Source organism: Rahnella sp. PAMC25617, from assembly GCF_050606005.1.
GTDB classification, from domain to species: Bacteria; Pseudomonadota; Gammaproteobacteria; order Enterobacterales; family Enterobacteriaceae; genus Rahnella; species Rahnella variigena.
Genome location: NZ_JBOCUM010000006.1, coordinates 685,255 through 706,322, shown reverse-complemented (window position 1 = coordinate 706,322; position 21,068 = coordinate 685,255). Strand labels below are relative to the sequence as shown.

The 21,068-nt window shown below is 51.6% G+C and carries 22 protein-coding genes; 11 read left to right on the top strand and 11 right to left on the bottom strand.

Annotation, left to right across the window (positions count from 1 at the left end; genetic code table 11):
- Nucleotides 1-122 precede the first annotated feature (122 nt).
- Nucleotides 123-689, top strand: coding sequence for a sugar O-acetyltransferase (locus ACM615_RS09370; protein WP_431011800.1), 567 nt, complete (start codon nucleotides 123-125; stop codon nucleotides 687-689).
- Nucleotides 690-693: 4 nt separating this feature from the next.
- On the opposite strand, the gene ACM615_RS09365 is transcribed toward ACM615_RS09370, so the two are convergent.
- The 6 genes from ACM615_RS09365 to ACM615_RS09340 all read right to left on the bottom strand — a co-directional run bounded on the left by ACM615_RS09365 (nucleotide 694) and on the right by ACM615_RS09340 (nucleotide 6,971).
- Nucleotides 694-1,338, bottom strand: coding sequence for a helix-turn-helix domain-containing protein (locus ACM615_RS09365; RefSeq protein ID WP_112287603.1), 645 nt, complete (start codon nucleotides 1,336-1,338; stop codon nucleotides 694-696).
- Between the two features lie 87 nt (nucleotides 1,339-1,425).
- On the bottom strand, nucleotides 1,426-1,872 hold the full coding sequence (locus ACM615_RS09360) for a fimbrial protein (RefSeq protein ID WP_132965121.1): 447 nt from the start codon (nucleotides 1,870-1,872) through the stop codon (nucleotides 1,426-1,428).
- 95 nt (nucleotides 1,873-1,967) lie between these two features.
- Nucleotides 1,968-2,975 (bottom strand): fimbrial protein, encoded by a 1,008-nt coding sequence (locus ACM615_RS09355; protein ID WP_431011799.1) that lies wholly within the window; start codon nucleotides 2,973-2,975, stop codon nucleotides 1,968-1,970.
- A 17-nt stretch (nucleotides 2,976-2,992) separates the two neighbouring features.
- Complete coding sequence (locus tag ACM615_RS09350) at nucleotides 2,993-5,575, bottom strand: fimbria/pilus outer membrane usher protein (protein ID WP_431011798.1); 2,583 nt, start codon at nucleotides 5,573-5,575, stop codon at nucleotides 2,993-2,995.
- A gap of 101 nt (nucleotides 5,576-5,676) precedes the next feature.
- Nucleotides 5,677-6,354, bottom strand: a complete 678-nt coding sequence (locus ACM615_RS09345) for a fimbrial biogenesis chaperone (protein WP_113876076.1) — start codon at nucleotides 6,352-6,354, stop codon at nucleotides 5,677-5,679.
- An 89-nt stretch (nucleotides 6,355-6,443) separates the two neighbouring features.
- A complete protein-coding gene (locus ACM615_RS09340) occupies nucleotides 6,444-6,971 on the bottom strand; it encodes a fimbrial protein (RefSeq protein ID WP_113876075.1) in 528 nt (175 codons plus the stop codon).
- Between the two features lie 556 nt (nucleotides 6,972-7,527).
- On the opposite strand from ACM615_RS09340, the gene ACM615_RS09335 reads away from it, so the two are divergent.
- The 5 genes from ACM615_RS09335 (at nucleotide 7,528) to ACM615_RS09315 (ending at nucleotide 10,866) form a co-directional block, all read left to right on the top strand.
- Nucleotides 7,528-7,995 carry a winged helix-turn-helix transcriptional regulator gene (locus ACM615_RS09335; protein ID WP_243701048.1) on the top strand — a complete coding sequence of 156 codons (468 nt, stop codon included), beginning with the start codon at nucleotides 7,528-7,530 and terminating at the stop codon, nucleotides 7,993-7,995.
- Nucleotides 7,996-8,205: 210 nt separating this feature from the next.
- Nucleotides 8,206-8,601, top strand: coding sequence for a (R)-mandelonitrile lyase (locus ACM615_RS09330; protein ID WP_113876250.1), 396 nt, complete (start codon nucleotides 8,206-8,208; stop codon nucleotides 8,599-8,601).
- A 232-nt stretch (nucleotides 8,602-8,833) separates the two neighbouring features.
- Complete coding sequence (locus ACM615_RS09325) at nucleotides 8,834-9,901, top strand: diguanylate cyclase domain-containing protein (protein WP_431011797.1); 1,068 nt, start codon at nucleotides 8,834-8,836, stop codon at nucleotides 9,899-9,901.
- Nucleotides 9,902-9,969: 68 nt separating this feature from the next.
- Complete coding sequence (locus ACM615_RS09320) at nucleotides 9,970-10,323, top strand: hypothetical protein (RefSeq protein ID WP_112287611.1); 354 nt, start codon at nucleotides 9,970-9,972, stop codon at nucleotides 10,321-10,323.
- Between the two features lie 24 nt (nucleotides 10,324-10,347).
- Nucleotides 10,348-10,866, top strand: coding sequence for a cupin domain-containing protein (locus ACM615_RS09315; protein WP_129638359.1), 519 nt, complete (start codon nucleotides 10,348-10,350; stop codon nucleotides 10,864-10,866).
- 39 nt (nucleotides 10,867-10,905) lie between these two features.
- On the opposite strand, the gene ACM615_RS09310 is transcribed toward ACM615_RS09315, so the two are convergent.
- The gene (locus ACM615_RS09310) at nucleotides 10,906-11,151 is read right to left on the bottom strand and encodes a hypothetical protein (protein ID WP_112287613.1); all 246 of its coding nucleotides are present in this window, start codon (nucleotides 11,149-11,151) and stop codon (nucleotides 10,906-10,908) included.
- Nucleotides 11,152-11,461: 310 nt separating this feature from the next.
- Here ACM615_RS09310 and ACM615_RS09305 point away from each other — a divergent pair, with 310 nt between their 5' ends.
- The 4 genes from ACM615_RS09305 to cspE all read left to right on the top strand — a co-directional run bounded on the left by ACM615_RS09305 (nucleotide 11,462) and on the right by cspE (nucleotide 16,232).
- Entirely contained in the window at nucleotides 11,462-13,552 is a 2,091-nt protein-coding gene (locus tag ACM615_RS09305; RefSeq protein ID WP_431011796.1) for a prolyl oligopeptidase family serine peptidase, read from the top strand.
- Nucleotides 13,553-13,755: 203 nt separating this feature from the next.
- Complete coding sequence (locus tag ACM615_RS09300) at nucleotides 13,756-14,886, top strand: ABC transporter substrate-binding protein (RefSeq protein WP_430318942.1); 1,131 nt, start codon at nucleotides 13,756-13,758, stop codon at nucleotides 14,884-14,886.
- Nucleotides 14,887-15,101: 215 nt separating this feature from the next.
- Nucleotides 15,102-15,845 carry a DUF2076 domain-containing protein gene (locus tag ACM615_RS09295; RefSeq protein WP_112287616.1) on the top strand — a complete coding sequence of 248 codons (744 nt, stop codon included), beginning with the start codon at nucleotides 15,102-15,104 and terminating at the stop codon, nucleotides 15,843-15,845.
- A gap of 177 nt (nucleotides 15,846-16,022) precedes the next feature.
- Nucleotides 16,023-16,232 (top strand): transcription antiterminator/RNA stability regulator CspE, encoded by a 210-nt coding sequence (gene cspE, locus ACM615_RS09290; protein ID WP_009636912.1) that lies wholly within the window; start codon nucleotides 16,023-16,025, stop codon nucleotides 16,230-16,232.
- A gap of 64 nt (nucleotides 16,233-16,296) precedes the next feature.
- Here cspE and ACM615_RS09285 read toward each other — a convergent pair whose 3' ends face one another.
- From ACM615_RS09285 to crcB, 3 genes are all read right to left on the bottom strand, one after another.
- Nucleotides 16,297-17,484 (bottom strand): multidrug effflux MFS transporter, encoded by a 1,188-nt coding sequence (locus ACM615_RS09285; protein WP_431011795.1) that lies wholly within the window; start codon nucleotides 17,482-17,484, stop codon nucleotides 16,297-16,299.
- A gap of 9 nt (nucleotides 17,485-17,493) precedes the next feature.
- On the bottom strand, nucleotides 17,494-18,150 hold the full coding sequence (locus tag ACM615_RS09280; RefSeq protein ID WP_129638362.1) for a TetR family transcriptional regulator: 657 nt from the start codon (nucleotides 18,148-18,150) through the stop codon (nucleotides 17,494-17,496).
- A 469-nt stretch (nucleotides 18,151-18,619) separates the two neighbouring features.
- Nucleotides 18,620-19,003 carry a fluoride efflux transporter CrcB gene (gene crcB / locus ACM615_RS09275; RefSeq protein ID WP_112287619.1) on the bottom strand — a complete coding sequence of 128 codons (384 nt, stop codon included), beginning with the start codon at nucleotides 19,001-19,003 and terminating at the stop codon, nucleotides 18,620-18,622.
- Nucleotides 19,004-19,117: 114 nt separating this feature from the next.
- On the opposite strand from crcB, the gene ACM615_RS09270 reads away from it, so the two are divergent.
- Entirely contained in the window at nucleotides 19,118-19,540 is a 423-nt protein-coding gene (locus tag ACM615_RS09270; protein ID WP_112287620.1) for a GNAT family N-acetyltransferase, read from the top strand.
- 4 nt (nucleotides 19,541-19,544) lie between these two features.
- Here the strand turns inward: ACM615_RS09270 and ACM615_RS09265 are convergent, their stop codons facing one another.
- A complete protein-coding gene (locus tag ACM615_RS09265; protein ID WP_431011794.1) occupies nucleotides 19,545-20,891 on the bottom strand; it encodes an aminotransferase class I/II-fold pyridoxal phosphate-dependent enzyme in 1,347 nt (448 codons plus the stop codon).
- Nucleotides 20,892-21,068 lie beyond the last annotated feature (177 nt).

The following is a 21,068-nucleotide window of genomic DNA, read 5'->3' as shown; positions in this document are numbered from 1 at the left end:
CAGTGATCCCGATCACAAAAAATCCGGCGCAGCAGGATGGTGTATAGATGCGCCTTTCCTGCTCTTACTCTGCTGGAAACTTTCGGTTATCGTAATCGCTGAATACTTTCAGGGAGCAGCTAATGCGTGAATTAGAAAAAATGATCCAAGGTTTGGATTACCAAATCAATGATGCGGAATTACGTGAAATTCGTTATCAGACCCGCGATAAAGTGGATGAATTTAATGCGCTGAGTGCCCGCCAGGCGCCTGAGAAAGATGCGCTGATAAGAACGATTTTTGGTGAGGTGGGAAGCAATGTTCATTTCGAAAAAGGCATGCGCATTGATTACGGTATCAATACCACGCTCGGCAATAATGTTTTCATCAATTTCAATTTTGTTCTGCTCGATTGCGCACCGGTCACGATAGGAAATAACGTTTTCATCGGGCCTGACGTGCAGATTTATACCGCACAACATCCGCTGGATATTGATCTGCGGCGTGAACATATTGGCAGCGCACAGCCGGTGAGTATCGGGAATGATGTCTGGATTGGCGGCGGTTGCATAATTTTGCCTGGCGTGACGCTGGGTGATGGTTGCACGGTCGGCGCTGGCAGTGTGGTGACCCGTTCTGTGCCTGCGGGCGCAATCGCCTGTGGCAACCCGTGCCGGATAATCCGTGATAATGTGCAGGGGGCTGACTGACTGTTCAGTATTTCAGGGGCAGTTTATGTACTTTTTTGAGAATGCCGTTTTCCAGGGTGACATAGCCACCTTGTTTTAACTGGGCGAGCATTTTCATGATAGTACTGCGGGAAAGACGTGTCTTTTGCTGAACATAGGTTACGGCGACGGTAATATTACGAATTTCCTCTGGTTCATTCATCAGTTCAATCAGATGAAAACGAATGATTTCATAAGATGAATTACCGGTGAGCAATACACCTTTGGTGAATATACTGCCGGTCATTCTGAAAATATGTTTTGATAACATCTCCCATAAATCAAGCTCATTAATTAACGCGTGCATTTCTGGAACGGTAGTCATCGCCACTTCTGATTCTACCTTCGATTCAATATATAAACCCGCTGATTCCGGTATCGCACCGCCTATACCGATAATGCCCGGTAACTGTAATGTGCCAAGTAAAACAGGATCGGCACTGTGATGAATACTGAACCAGCCATTGCGGACGAAATAACAATATGACGTACCGTTTTTGAATAAATCAAAGCGCGTCTGCGCAGGAACTATATTGAATTCCAGATACGGGCTGAGTTTCTCAAACAGTGCAGCCGTCGCATAGAGCAGGCTTGTATCGTGTTCACTTTTCAGCGTCGTAGGGTCTTTCATTGCAAGTGCCAGGGTGACAGAGAATTCTTTTAAATTTAGCACAATTCTCTGCAGGTCGGGGCACCACTGCGCCAGTGGCTTTAAACGTTACTGATAAGTAAACGTCATGAGCATCACGCTGTTAATATCCCCCGAACCGGCACTGCCCGCGGGGGCGATAACCCGTCCGGCCAGGGCGAAAATGGCGTTGTGCTGAACCGGATCAATACCGACCGTCATTGTACTGCCGCTGCCTTTTACGCTGGATTTTGTGGCGTCATCCACCACCTGAATCGCCACATTGGCGGCAGAACCGCTGTTTAGAAAGAGTGTCGGATCGCCCGGATATACTGCGCCGCTAAAGGTGGCGGTTGCACTGAGGGTGGTCGCGGGACAATTGTTCAGTCTGACCTGAAAGGGCTTCCAGTCCGAAGCGGCGCCCGCAGTACGTAAATCTGTTCCGAGTAATTGCCCGAAGTTTACTGTCCGGCTGACCGAACCGGTATCGACGGAGCAGGGCGCGGCAACGATATTCCCCGTGACGTTGATATTCACGAGATCGGTAGCCCTTACCTGATTTGAAAACAAAATCACGGGTAATGCACAGCCGGCTGCGAGTAAGATTTTAAATCTCTGCAGGTTCATTTTCATTATTGATACGCCAGTGTGACAGTGGCGGAGGCATTAGCTTGCCCCGGGATCACCGTATCTGAGACCTGATAATAGCGGGCAGTAAATGCCGCGTTCAGCGTGCCACCTGAATTTGAAATAGCACCAGCCTGAAAATAATTATCAAACGTCACCGGCATATTATTGAAAAGCATTTGTACACCGATGCCTGTCGCATTGTTGGTGCCGCTGGTGATAGCCATCACGCCGTCAGGTTTAGACGCATAGGCAGGGGAACTCATGCTCATTGTGATATTGACCGGATTATCGCAGGTCACCGGAATGAAGAAGTTTCTGTCGCCTGCGGTAGAACCCGGACCGGTAAAAGCATTCACCGGGATATCGCCCAGCGGAACGGGGACAGTACTTCCCGTTGAACAGGAAACGCTGCGATAGATAATATTCCCCGCGTAAGAAACGGAGCTGTCGGTTGAACTGCCCAGACCCCAGCCGGTGTTATACATGCCGATACCGAATTTAGTCTGCGACTGGTTAAGCGAGCCGGTGCCGATGGTGGCAGAGGTTTTAACCAGCGCCAGAGTCATGCTGACAGAAAATGTTTTTCCGGGCGTACTGGAAATATATCCCAGCGGCGTGTTGCGGGTATCACAGCTCGTGCCCGCCCCCACGACACGTTGTCCGGCGGAATTGACCAGCGTAATGCCAATGCCGCTGACGCCGGTATTATAAACGCCGGGCATACCGCTGATTTCTGTCCCGCTACCGTAATAACAGGTGATGATCACCGCGCCCTGAGGGACGCCACTGATTGCCGCGCAGTTACCGGTAAAAGCGAACACTTTCTCCGTGCCGGGAATGGTCGATCCAACGGGTAAGCTGGCATCTACCGCGATACTACCGAGCGTTGCGACACCCGGAATATTTGGCGAGCTGGTGCAACCGGTATTGGCCGCCAGCGCAGCGGGTGAAAGAAAACTCAGTCCGGCGAGTAAACCGGCCAGCATCACTATTTTTTTGATTATTTTCATCATCGGTATCCTTTCCCTTACCTGCATTGCGCGTTCAGCACCTGAACGCCTGTTGAGTCTGTCGCTGGTTTTGCCAGGCTGTAATGCACGGCACACTGTTCCGCCGGGGTGTTTCCCCATTTCGCCAGCAGCGAACCGCTTTCTGCCATACCGGTCAGATAGACCTGTCCGGCGTCGCCGACAATAAAGCCCTGTGCGGTTTTCTGCGCCGTATCACTGACCGTGGCACCGAAAGGTACCGGTGAGCCATTCTGGCGCTGCAATGTCATCATCATGCGCAGGCCCACGCTTGCCGCAAAACGGGCACGCACGACCGCGCCGCGGGTCGGGATCACCGTCTGCGTGGTCTGTGGCAGTTCAACATCGTCAGGCAATGTTTCAGTATCCAGTTGCACCAGATTCTTACGGTACGGACTGCTGTAGGGAACGATGGCATAACCGCGCCAGTCGGTTTTTACGCCAGGCTGATTGCTGATGCTGACACCGCTGGCGCCGGAAGCCTGGACCAGCGCAAGGGTTTCGCCCATCGGCTGACCGAGCGTGATGCCGTTTTCATGAGCCAAAATGCCGCCCTGAAGGCCATAGTTCAGGCGGCGACTGTTCTGGTCATAGGCATAACCCGCAGTCATTTCGCCGTAGGTACCCCGGTAATCGGCGTTCATATTGCCGCTGTTTCCCGTGCCCTGACTGCCATAGCCTTCCTGCACATTCCAGTTGAGGTTATTGGCAGCAAGCGCCGAACCGTTGAGCCCGACGGTATGCGTGGTATTTCCTTGTTTGCTGGTGTTGTAGCTGTAAGTGGCGTACACCGGGGCATCGAATAAACTTAACGGCACGCTGATGTTGAAACCGATGATTTGATCCCGGTCGTAAACACGTTTTCCGTTAGTGCCATCGTGACTGTTGCTGCTGGCATTTTCGTTATAGCTGTAGTTGAGCCCGTAACTGATCCCGCGCCAGCTGTTGTTGTAGCCGACCCCGACTGAGCGCATTGAACGCCCGCTGTTCCAGTAATTCTCGCTAATCCAGCTCAGGGAAAACGACCCGGCACCCTGCCACAGGTTTTGACTCATGGTCATTTCACTGCGGTTACGGCGTCGTCCGGCAGGCAGTTCAGCATTCTGATCCCGCCAGGTATCCATCACTTCCTGCAGGTTGTAATAACCGTCAGTGGAGTATCGGTAACCTGCAATCGCGAAGTTAGTGCCGGTCTGTACGATGTTTTTGCTGTAGCGCACCCGCAGGGACTGACCGCTGACATGGGGCTGATTTTCCATCGCTGACCACGCGTGCGTCAGATCAGAGGAAAAGGCGCCGAAGTCGCCCAGATTCTTGCCCATGCCCAGCGTCACCGACTGATAGTGACTGGAGAACTGGCTGCCGCCGTAGGCCGTCAGACCATGAGGCAGACCATAAATAGCCGTCCCCTGACCAAAAGGTGTCGCGTCAACATTGTTGTCATACGCGCGATATTGTCCGCCGGTCAGACTGTATTTCAGGCGGCCTTCACGTTGTAACACCGGCAATGAGGCGAAGGGCACCACCAGCAACTGCTCGCTGCCATCGGCTTCTTTAATGGTCACGTATAAATCGCCGGAGCCACCGGTCGGGAACATATCCGCGATTTCAAATGCCCCGGGCGAAACGTAACTTTGGTAGATGACGTAGCCGTTCTGGCGCACGATGACCTGCGCATTGGTGCGCGCAATCCCCCGCACCACCGGCGCATATCCCTTCATACTTTCCGGCAGCATGTCATCGTCGGATGCCAGCTGCACGCCGCGAAACGGCACGCTGTCAAAGATGTCAGCGGGCGAAGAACTGTCCCCGATCGTCATCTGACTTTTCAGCGAAATAATGCTGCGCGTGGCGTAGGTATAAACGGTATCCCATTTATCTTTGCCGCTGCCGTCATGCTCCCAGGTGGTGTAATTACGCAGCCGCCACGGGCCGATATTCAGACCAGGGCGCAAATTGGCGTATTGCGTACTGCTGTTAGTGCCGGTGTGACTGCGGGCAGAATTGTCCGCGCCGCTCAGGTTGTAGTTGAGCAACGCGGCAGTGATGCCGTTATCCCACTGAGTTTCAGGTACATTTCCCCGGGCTTTCTGCGTTATCGCCGCCTGCGGTACGCTGAGTAACAGCTGCTGCGCACTGAAGCGAAATTCGGCTGTCCCCTGCGGGATGGCATCCAGATTGGCGCAGGGCGTCTGCGCGTTGCCCAGCTCAGGAAACAGCGGCGTTCTGATGCCCATGTCTTCCAGCTGTGCGAGGGTCAGGCAGGGCGCCAGAGCCGTGGAGCCGTCGGCCATTTTCTGCGTATGGAACTCCACGTCCCGGGTATCCTGCAATTCATTGTTGAGATAAATATCAACGCGATAGGTACCGGGTAACTGACCTGAGCCTGTTTCAAATACCGACAGGTCGGCGCTGCCCTGACCCGCGCTTTCAATCTCAAGTAAGGCCGGGTTAAAGGTCTCACCTGCCTGAACGGCAAAAGAGGTTCCAGCGTAAAGGGCCAGCTGGCTGGCGATCAGACAGGCGAGGCTGTTCAAAGGCTGAGAAAATGGGGACTTTCCCTGTTGCTTGTGGCGATTCATCCATGTATTCCCCTGCCGGAAGGGCGGAGAACGCCGCCTTCTGGCTTCATATTTATGTTTGGGCGCAGGTGTTTTGTGCTGACGGGTTTTGCAAAAGTGAATTACAGGGCAGCGGTATGCTCATCCCCGATACCGCCGTAATCACTGATGATTTTCCAGCTGACGCTACCTGCATTCGCGCCAGCGGGCAGGGCGAAACTGGCAGCGCCACCGGGGGCGACGAACGTCACATCCTTCACGTCTTTTCCGCCCACTTTCACCTGCATAAAGTTCATGTAAAACGGCGTCGGATTGCTCACCTGCAAGGTATTCCCGTTGCGCTGCCAGTGAAGCTTTTCGGTCACGGATTCCGGTACCCCCGTCACGCCTTTTGGCCGGTAAATCAGCTTGATGCGGGTTTTCACCGCAATCTGTAATGTGTTTTGATGATCATTACTTTCCGCCGCAGGAATGGATTTGATATTCATCCAGTACAGGGATTCTTTGTCAGACGGCAGATTGCCACCGGCCTGAACAACGCGAAGCACGTTCTGTTGTCCGCTGTTGAGGCGGAACAGCGGCGGTGTGACCATAAAAGGAGCTTTCTCAGCGCCCGTTCCGGCGGCCTCTACCCAGGTCTGGATCAGGTAAGGTTTTTTGTCCGGATTACTGACGCTCAGTGAAGACTCCTTCTTGCCACCGTCATAGATCAGACGCGTGCCGCCGACGACAACCCCGGCCTGTGCGGATGTGGCGCATACCAGCGTCACGGCCAGTAATGTGCATGGGAATATTTTCATAATGCATTTCCGATAACGTAGAAATACTGGCCGGCAGTGTCTGCCGGCCAGAAGTAAAACTCAGTCGCCCGGTGAAGGGCGACGAAGGATCAGTTGTAAATCACAGAGAAATTCGCGACGGAGTTAGCAGGGCCCGGATTAACAGTGTCGGACGTAGCGATGTAACGTGCTATGAAATCCAGATTGTTGTCCTGGGTGCTGGTCAGCGGATACGCTTTGGTTTCAGTGAACAGTGGCACCAGAGTATTGGTGTCATCGGTCAGTTGAATCGCCACGTTTTGCGCTACGCCTGCTTGCTGAGTCAGTGCGAGCAGGCTGGTATCGCCATTCACACTGGAACCGTCAAATTTAATCTTTGCCGTAGAGACAGTTGCCGGGCAGTTGGTCAGCACCAGGGTGAATTTGGTCGGTGCAGCGGTAGAACCGGCCCCGGTAAATTCACTTTTTGCCACCTGACCCATGACGACATTCAGCGGAGAGCTTGGGGTATTCACGATGTCGCAACCGGCATCGATAATTTCACCCGTAAAGTTCACCTGACCGCCTGCCGCCATCGCTGAAGTACCCCAAAAAATAGCGGTAGTAATAACAGCGAGACTGATTAAATTCTTTTTCATAATAATTCCTTTAAATGAATGAATCTGACTAAGAAAATAAAGTTCTGGATTTAGGGTAAATAAATCCCATCACTTTGAAATTCAAAGTGTCCATGATGTGTTATGTTTTTTTGCAGTGCCGGCAGCCCTAAGCAATCTCCGCTGAAAGTTAAATAACTTACTAAAACGCTAAGGTATAAACCGATGCGGAAATACTTATGACTGCGGTTGCTGGCGGCGATTTTGATTGAAGTGTGAGGATCTATACAAGATATTTATGGGTGTAATTTTACACCCATAAATAACTTTATAATTTAACGGGTTTTCGCATAATCCCTGCGCAAGAAAAGTCCCGGTAGTACTGGAGATTCGTGGAGGGAATCACGTGCAACGAGATATAAAGCCTTTTTTTACAGATAATTGCAGTATCAGAGACAAAAAGCCTCTGAAAGAAATTGAAACGTTAATCGAACATCTTTCTCCGGACTCACACATTCTCGAAACGAATATCAGGGACTCACTGAGTTATTCCGCTGATAAACAAAAGAATTGCTTCTTATTACACAGCGGCAACGTGATGCTGCACCGTAAAATCGATGGCATGGTATTAAATTCTGAATCCGCGCCCTATGTATTTGGAATAAGTACCCAATATACTGATCCGGATTATCTTTTTATCCGCATCCATGAACATTCGCAGGTCAGTTCACTGCCTGTCGATCTGGCGAATCAGATTGTTTCGGCAAACAATTTATGGCGCAGTCTGGCGCAGTTATTAATTTATACCGCCACACGGGTTTATGATCACTGCGCCAAGATTTCTGCGCTGTCCTCGTATGAAATTATTTGTTATCAGCTGTATGAGCTGATGTATGAACCGGAGGAGGTCAGGAATAATATCACCGTTGTGTCCTATGTGATGAACCGTACCTTCCTTTCGCGAAGTACCATCATGAAAATTCTCGCGCAACTGAAAACCGGGGGTTACATCGCTATGGAAAAAGGCATTTTAAAAACGATTAACCGTATTCCTTCACGTTATTAAGCGCTTGCTCTGATTATCTCCGCGTTTATTTTTTGCTAAAAGAAGCAAAGTCCTCCCTGTGAGGTTTAACGTAAGTCATTCATGAATAAAATTCATAACGCCATTCTGATTAGCCCTCTGGTGGCTGTCCGCTAAGGGCGATATTGTTACCTGACAATCAAACGGCCAGCGACAGTCTGTGCCGAAGCGGAGAATGAAATGACTGATAAAATGAAAATCACCAAAAGCGGTTCTGTGCCTTCACAAAAAGGGCCGGAGAATTATTTCACCGGTAAGGTGCGTATCGATTCGCCTTTCAGCGGCACGGAATCCGCCCGCGTCGGCGGTGCAACAGTGACTTTCGAGCCGGGTGCGCGTACCGCATGGCATACGCATCCGCTGGGTCAGACGCTGATTATCACGCAGGGGCGCGGCTGGTTGCAGGAAGAAGGCGGTGAGATCCGTGAGATGAATGTCGGCGATATCGTGTGGATCCCGGAAGGCGTAAAACACTGGCACGGTGCTACTCCTGAAAATGCCATGACCCACATCGCGATTGCCGAATCTCTGAACGGCAGCCCGGTTGAGTGGATGGAAAAAGTGACTGACGCTCAGTACTCAAAATAATTTTCCACCCTGCCTCAGGACGCAGTTTTTTGGCTGCGTTCACTCAAATCCTGTCCGGTATTGCTGGTCAGGATTTCGTTGTTTAACCTAAATTCGCGCATTAACGATCAATCCCTCCGATTTACGCCTAAAAACCCCGCTGTTCGGGCTATTGAAACCCATGCTTTCTGTAGCTCTCTCATAAGCAACTCGACTACTATAAATAGATATCAACTTAAGAGTCGCTTCAGGTATGCCATATTATTCTCCTGGTGAAAGCCTTGTTCGCGAGCGTTCAGATCGCTTCTTACGCCGAATGTACTTTATGCGCATGCTGGGCACATTTCTGTGCTTTTTCCCGATCCTTTCCGTTCTTCTGGAACGGGGGGCTTCCTGGATTGCGGTCTCTTTGCTGACGCTGAATGCCTTTGTCTGGCCACATGTCGCGATGATGATTTCCCAGCGGTCTAAACACCCCAATCAGGCTGAATTTCGAAATCTGGCGTTTGATGCGATTGCCGGTGGCGCGTGGGTGGCGCAGATGGGGGTTTGTTTGCTGCCCTCGGCGGTGATCACCTCAATTCTCATTGCTGACCGGTTCTCTGCCGGAGGCTGGCAGTTACTGCGCCGCGCTGCGCTGTTTTACTGCATCGGATTTATTGTTTGCTGGCCGTTCACCGGGATGACCTTCTATACCACCGTCACTGACCGGACGTTATGGCTGACATTGCCTCTTTCGACGATTTACATTATTGCGTTCAGCGCAGCCAATTATTCCATCTCAAGAAAGCTGCGTGATAAACAGCATGAGCTGGAGAAATCGGCGCTGATGGATCCATTTCTCGGTTTGCCCAACAGAAGGTTACTTGACCGGCGACTGATGCTGGAATTTGAACGTTCTAAACATGACCTGGCCTGTCTGATGGTGCTGGGCGTGGACGATCTGAAAATGGTGAATGATCTGTTCGGGCGCGAAGCGGGCGATTATGTGTTGCGATCGGTTTCCGTTATTTTGCGTCAGGAAACGGGGCTGAATGATTTTCCAGCTATTCTGGGTGGCGATGAATTTGTGGTTATTCTGCCGGGCGTTTCGGAGGAAGAAGCTTATGCCGTCGGTTACCGGTTATTACTGAAAACGTCTGAAATTCATTTATCGCAGGATGAAGGGTTTCAGTGTTCATTGAGTATTGGTGTGGCGACATCGAAACATCATGAGGATTATCATCAGTGGCTGGCGACAGCGGAACGTGCGCTGATGAATGTAAAACGTAATGGTAAAAACAGTATTGGCAGCGCGGGCAGGGCAGAAGCCGTCGCCTGACTATACTGAATACACTATTCGCGACATAACGACATACACGAATGAACAAATATTTTCCCGGATGAAAAATGAAAAATATTAAAATAATGATGGTGGCAGCAGTTGCAGTGACGGGTGTTCTGGCAGGATGCTCATCAATAGATAAACCCGTTGGCGCTGAAACTTACCGGCCTGCGAATTACGATGCATCTTTTGCTCAGGGCGAGGCGAGCTATACCACGTCAGTGTTTTCGATACTTGAACGCCAGCGTCGCGCGGATACTTACAAGAAGATCTTCGAATTCTGCAGCGGCAAATTCCAGACGCTGGGCGAAAGTGACGACGGCGAAACGATGCATATCCGCTTCGCCTGCTTGCCAAAAGAAACGGTTCAGACCCAAAGTTCTTATTCAATACAGCAGAAGTCTCCTTCACTTTACTGAGTTTAAAACTGACTCGGAGGATTTATGAGCAAGGAAAGACCTGATTTTATCCGTCACTGGACTGAGCTCGAAGGCGCTGACGACGGCAATTATCCTGGCGATGACGAGCTGATGTCGATTGGCGCGCCGCTCGGCAAAACGCTCGGACTGACGCGTATTGGCATTCATCATGAACGCCTGTTGCCTGGCCGCCGCACCTGTTATGCCCACGCGGAAAGTGCAGAAGACGAATTCGTGTATGTGCTGGAAGGGCATCCTGATGCCTGGATTAACGGCACATTGCACCGGCTGAACGCAGGTGACGCAGTGGCGTTTCCGCACGGTACGGGGATTTGCCATACCTTCATCAATAACACGGATGAGGAAGTGCGGTTGCTGGTCGTGGGTGAAGCCAATAAACCGGAAAACCGGATTTATTATCCGCTCAATCAGGAATATGAGGCGACGCGCAAAGACCGCTGGCAGGAGGTTCCGCAGCAGGAATTTGGCGGGCACGATGGTCTTTCCGATGTAAGAAGACAGCAAATAAAAAAACCGGTGTAGAAACCGGTCTTTCTGTTCTTTCCATTAATTTCTCAATAATTACTGGATGGAAAGCGACTGCCAGCGTTGCTGACAATAAGGCATCATCTTGTGGATCTTCAGACTTTGCGCCTGATGATGATTCAGGGAATAACCTTCCGGCGTGATCTCTAAGGTATCACCGGCTTTCAGGGTAAAATCGTTATCCACGGACAGGATCAGCTTCAGATTTCTGAACGCCTGAATGCAGATATACTTCAGCCCCGTCTGAGGGATGCTCAGGATATCTATGATTTTCCATTCCATATTCTCACTCCTTTCGTGTTTCTGTCTGATTTCTCGTGAGTCTTTCTGCCTCTTTTTTAACTCATAAGTCCGTCATGTTTTGTCATCACAAAGTAATGATTTCTTTATAGGCGTTCCGATAGGTTCAATGCTTGAACTGACTCACAAAAGAGGCAGGAAGAACTTTCACAGATCGCATAATGGATTAATTAGGACAAAATGCATTTATTAGCGACGAACTCTGGAAATGAAAACGAAAGCAAAAAGACTTGAAATGACAACGATAAAACAGGTATTTCTGAATCCTTTCTGATTTTCAGGGCTGAACATCATGACAACTGATTCATTATCTGTGCCGGAGGATGATTTCATCTGGCTGGAAGGATTGCGTAACGAAAAAGCGCTCGAATGGGCGCACGAACAAAATGCCATCACACTGGCGGCTTTCACACAAGGCAGTGAATTTACGCCTCTGCGCGAGAAAGTGCTGCTAGGGCTGAACTCTCCGGAGCAGATCCCGGTCGTCTCAAAGTGCGGCAATGACTGGTACAACTTCTGGCAGGATGCACAGAATCCCAAAGGATTACTGCGCAGAACCACGCTCGACGAGTTTCGTAAACCGCAGCCGAAGTGGGAAACCGTGCTGGACATCGATGCGCTGGGCAAAGCCGAAGGCAAAGACTGGGTGTATCACGGCGTGTTCGCGCTGAAGCCCGATTTTAACCGTGCGCTGATTTTTCTGTCACCGGATGGCGGCGATGCTTCTGAAGTACGTGAGTTTGATTTGCGGACGCTGGAATTTGTCTCTGACGGATTTTTCCTGCCCGTCGCCAAAAGCCGTACCGGCTGGATTGATCACGACCATCTGTTTGTCGCCACCGACTTTGGCGAAGGCTCGCTGACCGATTCCGGTTATCCGCGCATTGTAAAAATCTGGCAGCGCGGCACACCGCTCTCAGAAGCCAAAACGGTATTCAGCGCCGATAAGAAAGACATGCTGGCGGCCGGTTATCACGACAGTTTTAAAGGTTTCGAACGCGATTTTGTGGTGCGCGTTATCGACTTTTATCACCGCGAGGCCTTTGTGCTCAATGGGCAAAAAGAGCTGACCCGGATTGACCTGCCAACGGATGCCAAATTCAGTACCTGGCGCGACTGGCTGCTGATCCAGCCTTCCAGCGAATGGCAGATTAACGGCGAAACCTGGCCTTCCGGCTCGCTGCTGACCGTAAACTTTGAGGCGTTTCTGGCCGGGGAACGCGCGCTGAAACCGCTGTTTATGCCGGGGGCGCATTCCTCCCTCAGCGGTGTGACGGCAACCCGCGACCAGCTAAACGGTTATTCCTTCACCAGCGATCACATCATCCTCAGTATCACGCACGATGTGGTCAACCGCCTCGAAGTGCTGACGCCGGAAAACGGTGAATGGCGGCGTGAACCGTTCGGCAAGGTGCCGGAGCTGAGTAAAATTCATGCCTGGGGCGTGGATGACGACACCAACGAATATTTCGTGACGGTCAGCGGGTTCCTGCAACCGGCGAGTTTATCACTCGGTAATCTGGATAACGGTGTGGAGGTGGAGGCTGAACTACTGAAACAGGATCCTTCGCATTTTGATGCATCGCGTTATCAGGTCAGCCAGCATTTCGCGCAATCTGATGACGGCACACGCGTGCCGTATTTTGTTATCTGTCGCAAAGACGTGGTGTACGACGGGCAAAATCCGACGCTCCTTTATGGTTACGGCGGCTTTGAAGTCTCGCTGGATCCGTATTATCTCGGCGTCAGCGGCGTGTCGTGGCTGGATCGCGGCGGCGTCTTTGTGGTCGCCAATATCCGTGGCGGCGGTGAATACGGGCCGGAATGGCATAAAGCGGCACTGAAAGAAAAACGTCTGCGGGCGTATGAGGATTTCGCCTCGGTCGCCAAAGCGCTCATCGCCAGCAACATCACCTCTCCGGCGCATCTTGCGGCGCAGGGTGGCAGCAACGGTGGTTTGCTGGTCGGCAATATGCTGACGCGTTATCCGGAGTTATTCGGGGCGATTGTTTGTGAAGTTGCGCTGCTGGATATGTACCGTTATACGCAAATTTCGGCAGGCGCTTCGTGGATTGCCGAATATGGCGACCCGCAGAAGCCGGAAGAGTGGGCGTTTATCCGCGAGTTTTCGCCGTATCATAATCTTGATGCAACGAAAAAATATCCGCCGGTGCTGATAACCACTGCCACCAGCGATGATCGCGTCGGACCTGACCATGCACGTAAAATGACCGCCAAAATGCAGGCAATGGGCATCCCGGATGTGTATTTTTATGAGAATACCGACGGGGGGCATAGCGCAGCGGCAGACAAGGCGCAGTCTGCGTTTAAGCGCGTGATGGTGAGTGAGTTTCTGTTGCACTTCATTGGACGTAAAGCATAGAAAGAAAGCCGATGCAGTGATTCGGTGACTTAAGCCAAACGGGATGCCATTACGGTATCCCGTTAATATTTCGACATGTTTTAACCGCCAATATTCTCCCTAAAAACATTGCCCCGCCAATCCTTCCTTGTTTATTATTTCAGCCTTACTTGATAACAATTATCAAAATCATTTCTTATTCATTCTCATCTTCGGGTAATCGCATGTTAAAGAACACCGCTCGCGTGCTGTCTGTTACAGGTCTGATGGCTGCCTCATTCTCCGTTTTTGCTACCACCTATCCGCTGACCGTGACCGATATGGCCGGGCAAAAGGTCACCATTGATAAAGCGCCGCAGCGTGTGATTTTGCAGGACGGGCGTGATCTGCTGGCGCTGGCCGTTCTGGACAAAGCCAATCCGTTCCAGCATGTGGTGGCGTGGAATAACCTGCTGAAGAAAACGGACAGCGGCACCTGGGACATGCTGAAAAGCAAATGGCCTGACTCAGCGAAAATCCTCGATATGGGATTCAGCGATAAGGGGCAGGTGGATCTGGAAACGGTGATCGCCAAAAAACCGGATCTGATGATTGCCCAGACGCGTGCCAAAGACTCGCTGGCGCAGGCTGGTGTGCTGGAAAAACTGGCTGCGCTGCATATTCCGGTGCTGTTCGTGGATTACGAACTGGATCCGGCCAAAAATACCGCGCCGAGCATTGAGCTGCTGGGTAAAGTGATGAATCAGGAAGACAATGCCCGCGCCTATACCGCGTTTTATAATGAGCACTTCCAGGCTATTCAGAAGGCCGTCGCTGCGATTAAAACCAGGCCTAATGTGTTCATCGAGCCGATTGCCGGGCGTGACGATTCCTGCTGCTTTACCCATGGGAATGCAGGCTGGGGCAAACTGATCCAGGCCGTTGATGCCAATAATATTGGTTCTAAACTGCTGCCGGGCGCATCAGGCACGGTTTCTCTGGAACAAGTCATCAGCATGAAACCGGACGTTTACATCATGACCGGTTCTGCGCGTCCGGCTTCCGGTTCCGTGACGCACATTCTGCCGTTCGGTTATGGCGCGAATGAAGCTGATGTGGATAAACAAGCCAAAGTGTTGCTCTCCCGTACCGGCGTTGCGCAGATCCCGGCGGTTAGCGCCAACCATGTGTATGGCGTTTATCACCAGTTCTACAACCATCCTTACAACATTGTCGGCATGGAATATCTGGCGAAATTTATCTATCCGCAACAGTTCAAAGATCTGGATCCGGCGAAGACTTATCACGACATCGTGCGTAACTTCACTAACCTGCCGGATCAGGATTTCATTCTGGGCTGGACGCCGAAAAAGTAACGACTGACATCTGTCCTTCTCAGGTCTGATGATTCCGCCTGTGGTCCCGCAGGCGGGTTTTCAATCCCTCCGCATGTTTTCTGCACCAACTTTACCTTCGTCACATTTGTTGACACTCCGTTAATTCATACAAAAATGTAACTGTATTACTGTAGCGTTATCACGCCGGTGAATACCGTATAAGGCGTCGTACGACACATCAACAAGGTGAATTTATGCAATCTGAAGAACAGCGTTTAATTGACGGACTTTTTGGTCGCTTACAACAGGCTGAGTCCAATACAGCACCGCGTGATGCGGAAGCTGAGCGTGTGATTCAGGCCCATATTCGTCAGCAACCGTCTGCCCCGTACTACATGGCGCAGGCGATGATTATTCAGGAAGCGGCGCTGACCAAGCTCAATGCGCAGGTGCAGGAACTGCAACAGCAGAATGAACAGCTGCAACAGCAGGCGCAAACCGCCAAACCGCAAAGCAGCGGTTTTCTGGCCGGTTTGTTTGGCGGCGGCTCCTCCCAGGCTGCGCCACAGCGTCAGGCGTCGCAGGGCAGCCAGCCTATTCCCGGTACGCAAGGGTGGGGCAGTCAGCCTCAGCAACAGCAATATGCGGCACAACCTCAGCAGCAGGCTCCGGCTCAGGCCGCGCCTCAGCAGCCGGGCTTTTTAGGCAGCGCACTGCGCACAGCCGCCGGTGTCGCGGGCGGTGTGGTGCTGGCGGATATGCTGACCGGCATGTTCCATCACAGCCAGCCGCAGGAAATCGTCAATATTATCGAAGAGCCGCCAGTGCAGGATCTCAATCCGGCTGACAGCAGTTTCCTCGACAATAATCAGAGTTTTGATAGCGGTCAGCCTTCCTGGGAAGACGCCTCGCTGCGCAATGACAATTCGGATTTGGGTTTTGGAAATGATGATTTCGACACTGACGATTTCAACAATGATGACGACTCATTCTTCTAACCGGTTGATGTCATAAGGCGATTAAAGGCCTTTTTGACAGCAGAACAAAGCAACAGAAAGTCAGGAGTGAGAGCTTTATCGCTTATTACCATCAGAATTCTGGACAAAAGTGAAATCTGTTGCTGTACTGTATTTGACACACATTTTGTGTCCAACATTCACGTAAAGGTAAGTTTGATGTCTAAGATTAAAGGTAGCGTTAAGTGGTTCAATGAATCTAAAGGTTTTGGTTTCATTACCCCTGAAGATGGCAGCAAAGATGTTTTCGTTCATTTCTCTGCTATTTCCAGCAACGGTTTCAAGACCCTTGCTGAAGGCCAGCGCGTAGAGTTCGAAATCACCAATGGTGCCAAAGGCCCGTCGGCTGCTAACGTTATCGCTATCTGACTTTAGCCGAATTCTAAAAAACCCGCCGAAGCGGGTTTTTTTTTGCCTGTCATTCGTGAAATGTTTACGCCGGTCTGCGGACCAGCATCATGAACATCAGGATAGCAATCGCGTAGCAGCCAAGAATGGTCAGCCCCATCGACAGGGCGGGCTGGCTGCCAAAGCCGGTCACCGGCACCGCCAGTGCGCCAAGCGCAAACATACAAACCCCGAGCAGAGCAGAAGCGCTGCCTGCGTTTTTCCCCTGACTTTGCATTGCCAGTGATCCGGCATTCGGGCCGATAATTCCTATCACCATCACCGAGAAGAACAGCGGGATCAGCAGCATCACCAGCGGCGCGTTAAAGCTTGCGGCGATGACCAGTGCAACGGAGGCCACAGCGGCGATACCTAAACCGGCTTTCACCAGTGCCAGTTCACCAAAACGACGACTCAGGCGGGTAGATACCTGCGCGGAAATCACCAGTCCGATGCCGTTTATCGCAAAGCACAGGCTGAACATCTGCGGGCTGAGATGGTAAATCTGTTGCAGCACAAACGGCGATGCGCCGATATACGCAAACATTCCCGCCATGATAAAGCCCTGTGTCAGGCATAAACCCATAAACGGGCGGTGTTTCAGCAGGCTGAATACCGAGCCTAACATGCTGAAAATGCCGCCCGGCGAACGGCGTTCGGGGGCTAAGGTTTCATGCAGTTTCAGCGATGAGAAGCTGAACAGTAAGATGGCAATGAACGCCAGTACGCCGAATATTCCCCGCCAGTTCACCCAGTTCAGTAAGGCGCCGCCAAGTACCGGCGCGATAATCGGTGCCAGCCCGTTGACCAGCATCAGCAACGCAAAAAAACGTGTCAGCTCATGTCCGTTATATAAATCCCTCGCGACTGCGCGTGACAACACGGCACCTCCGGCACCGGCGATCCCTTGTAAAAGACGGGCGACGATCAGCTGACTGATATCCTGCGCTACGGCGCACCAGACTGACGCGGCCAGCAATAAAGCCAGTGACCATAATAAAGGTCGCATACGGCCATAGCGGTCGCTCAGCGGGCCAAAGAGTAACTGGCCGAAACCTAGGCCGAGTAAACCGGCGGTCAGACTAAGTTGGGCGCTGGCGGTTGTGGTATTCAGATCGCCTGCCATTTCTGGCAGCGCGGGAAGATATAAATCGGTGCATAAGGGACCCAGTGCGGCGAGGGAGCCTAGCACCAGGGCATAACCGAGGCGTTTTTCTTGCAGATGAGCGCTCATGGTAAAGGTTTATTCCGGTTTGCTGGTGATTAAATCCGTTTCGAAGAGGCTCTGGAAGTAGCGATGGTAGATGGCTTCCAGAAGCTCCGCGTCGGCGTGAATTGTCGTCAGTCGACGAAATGCGGTCCCTTCACAAATCACTGCTAAAGTTTCCACTTTGGCCGTCATTTCAGCTTCTGAAAATTGCGGGAAGGTGGCACTGAGCAGAGACTTTGCTTCGTTGAACAATTGTTTTTCAGAGTCGCGCCAGATCTTTTCCACAACAGGATTGCGGGTGGCTTCTGCGGCTACTTCCAGCATTAATGCGTGGTCAATTTCTGCCTGTTCTTTTTGAACCGCGCACAGTTCTTCTTTATAAGGCGCGCTGAGATTGCCAATCCGGCGGTATGCCAGATTGTGTGCCACCTGCTGCAGATTATGAGCATTGCCGGTCATCAGTCTGATTTTTTTCATCACGATGCGGCGCACAATCTCTTCGATGATGGCGTCTTTATTCGCGAAATAGCGGTAAATTTGTCCCACGCTGAGCAGTGAAGTTTTAGCGATTTCAGCCATGCCGGCACCGTGAAAGCCGTGCTTGCGAAAACACAGGCGTGCTGCGGCAATAATCTGGTCGCGCCGTGCGCTGATGCGCGCGTCTTTACTGCATTGTTGTGGGTGAAGCATGATTTACCTGAGAATTTTGCTGACAGTGACTGTGAACGATCATTCTCAAGTATAGGCAATAAGGAGGAACAGGTAAATATTTGTATTATGAATGGAATGAAAATGACGTTTAGTTTCAGCGCTATTACGCACGACGCTGAAATGCAAACGACGCAAACCTGAGGAATGCGCCGCTTACGGAAAAGGGAGAAGTGATAACTCTACGGGCAAGGCATTGTTGTTCAGGCAAAGTAAGCCTGTAAAAAAGCGACAACAGTCAGAATACAGAGAGCAACAACCAGAAGCTCAGAAGACGTTTTTGGAACAGAAAACATGCCATACCTCGAAAATAAACCAGAGTGAACTGACGCTATTATCAGTACAGAAGATGAAGGAAACATTAAGGCGAGGCGGAAGGATAAGAACCTGTGTCACAAATTTAGGGCAGCGATGCCTTTTGTCATAAAAAAGGCATCGCCGGAAGATAGTATCAGTGCGCGCTGAACCAGCTGACCAGCATGAAGGCCAGTAACGTCATGGCCAGGGAACCGGCAAGATTGAGCGCCATATTAAGAAGGGCGGCACCAAAACGGCCATCCTGTAACATGTATACGACTTCCAGTGAGAAGGTGGAGAAGGTGGTTAAACCGCCGCAAAAACCGGTGGTGATCAGCAGTTTCCACACCGGATCAATATGAGTCAGACGGGTGAAAAGGGCGATACACAGACCAATAATAAAAGCGCCGACCAGATTCACCGTCAGTGTACCCACGGGCAGAACCGGACTCATCCCGTTCATTTTGAGGCTGACATACCAGCGGACCACGCTGCCAATACCACCGCCAATAAAGACTGCAAGTAAGGTGCTAAACATAGTAATGCCTTAAAAAAGCAGATGAATTCAGAAAGGGCCGGGCGCTAAGTTTACCTCGCGTCCTGAGGCTTGTGTAGCCACGATACAGAAACAGTATGTAACCAGGAAAATGCCATGCTAATCAGAGAAGGTGTTGTTTCAGACGCGCAGATTCTGGCGCAATTGCTGGGCGATTTGGATTATCCCAACACGCCGGAAGCCATAGCAGAACGTGTGGTAAAAATGGCGACCAACCCGGACAGTTGTCTGCTGGTTGCTGAAGCAGACGGCAAAGCGGTGGGCTTTATCTCGTTGCACTATATCCCGCAAATCGCCCTGGCCGGAGAATTCTGCCGTATCAGCTATTTATGCGTCAGTGATCAGTGTCGTGGCGGCGGTATCGGCCAGAAATTGCTCGATGAAGCAGAGCGTCTGGCGGCGGAGCGCGGCTGTGACCGTATGGAAGTTCACAGCCATACCCGCCGCGTGCGCGCCCACCAGTTCTATGCGCGGGCGCAGTACGAAGAGTCGCCGAAGTATTTGCTAAAAAAACGGTAAATCATCAGGCACCCATTGCCAGAACCAAAGCATCGGCAATTAAATCAACCTGTTCCGGTTTCACCTGACTGGTACTGATACGGATAAACTGCCCCGGCCCGATGCGGCTGCGCTCGCCGGGCAGAACGGCAATGCCCCGCGCAGCCATTGTGACCAGTGCGAACTGCTCCGATGGCACCGGGATCCACATCGCCAGCCCGTCGCGTTCGGGAATGTTAATCCCGCGTATGCGTAAGGCATCGGACATGGCTTTACGGCGCTGTGCATATACGCTTTTGGCGTGCGAAATACCTTCCTGCGTTTTCGGATCTTTAATCAGCCAGGCCAGTGCTTCCTGTAAAATTCGGCTCGACCAGCCGGCACCAAAGTTACGGAATGATTTGATTTGTTTGATTAAATCTTTCGATCCTGAAATGACGGCCAGCCGCAAATCCGGCCCGTAAGCTTTGGAATAGGAGCGAACATGCACCGTCCGGTCAGGCAGGCGACTGCCCATACTGAGCGGCGGATGACAGGACAATTGCCCGATGCCGTCATCTTCAATAATCAGCGTATTGCTCTGGCTGAGAATTTCCGCCAGCGCAGCATAACGTTCCGCATTGATGGCGTGACCGCAATGTGAGTGCGTACGGGGCTGATAAATAAACGCGGAAGGATTTTTCAGCAGCGCCTGAGCCAGGGATTCCGGCTGCGGGCCGAACTCATCACATTTCACGGCAATGACCTGCGCGCCCAGATTGTCCAGCATATCCAGCAAACGGGTAGCGGTCGGATCTTCGATAGCCACCACGGAACCCTGCATCAGCAAGGTTTGCAACGTCAGGTTCATCCCGTCAAACCCCCCATCCGCAGACATAAAAGCCGGCGCGTCATAAGGCCAGTCCTGTTTAGCCGCTTCAAGCAAAGACGGCGCGATGGCCTCACGCTGATAGCTGTTGAGATTGTCTGCGCCAACGCCGTGTTGCATGGCTTCGAGCAGGTTTGGCAGCAACTCCGGATCCGGCGAAGACAGCGCCAGATCCGCAATGATATGTTCGCCAAAATTGCCGATTTTCTCGAACCGCGCCGGTCTCGGCGAGAGCATGTCCCCGCATACCCAGACGCCGTTACGCCCGCGACCGGCGATCACTTTTTGTCTGCGGAGTTGCCCCCAGGCGGCGGATACCGTGGCCGGACTGACCCCCAGCGCCTGCGCCAGTTCGCGGACGGCGGGCAGGTGCGTTCCGATTTCAATCACGCCGGAGCGGATCATCGCCGCGGTTTCAATTGCAATGCCCCGCATGGAACGATCCTGTAATTGCGTCGCTAACCATTGTGCATCCAGCGTTTTTTCGAGGGGGTTTTCTGCCATTTTCTCGCCTTTTGTTCAGTAACAAAGAATCTATTGTACATATTAATTTATGCCATTAGTATCAAACTTAGCCAGAGGAGGCGATAAAATAATCACATTACGATGAAGATGGTCTCCTTCGTAAAAGAATTTGGTGTGTTTGCCGGAAGGTTTGTAAACGCACAGTTGTTTTTCTGC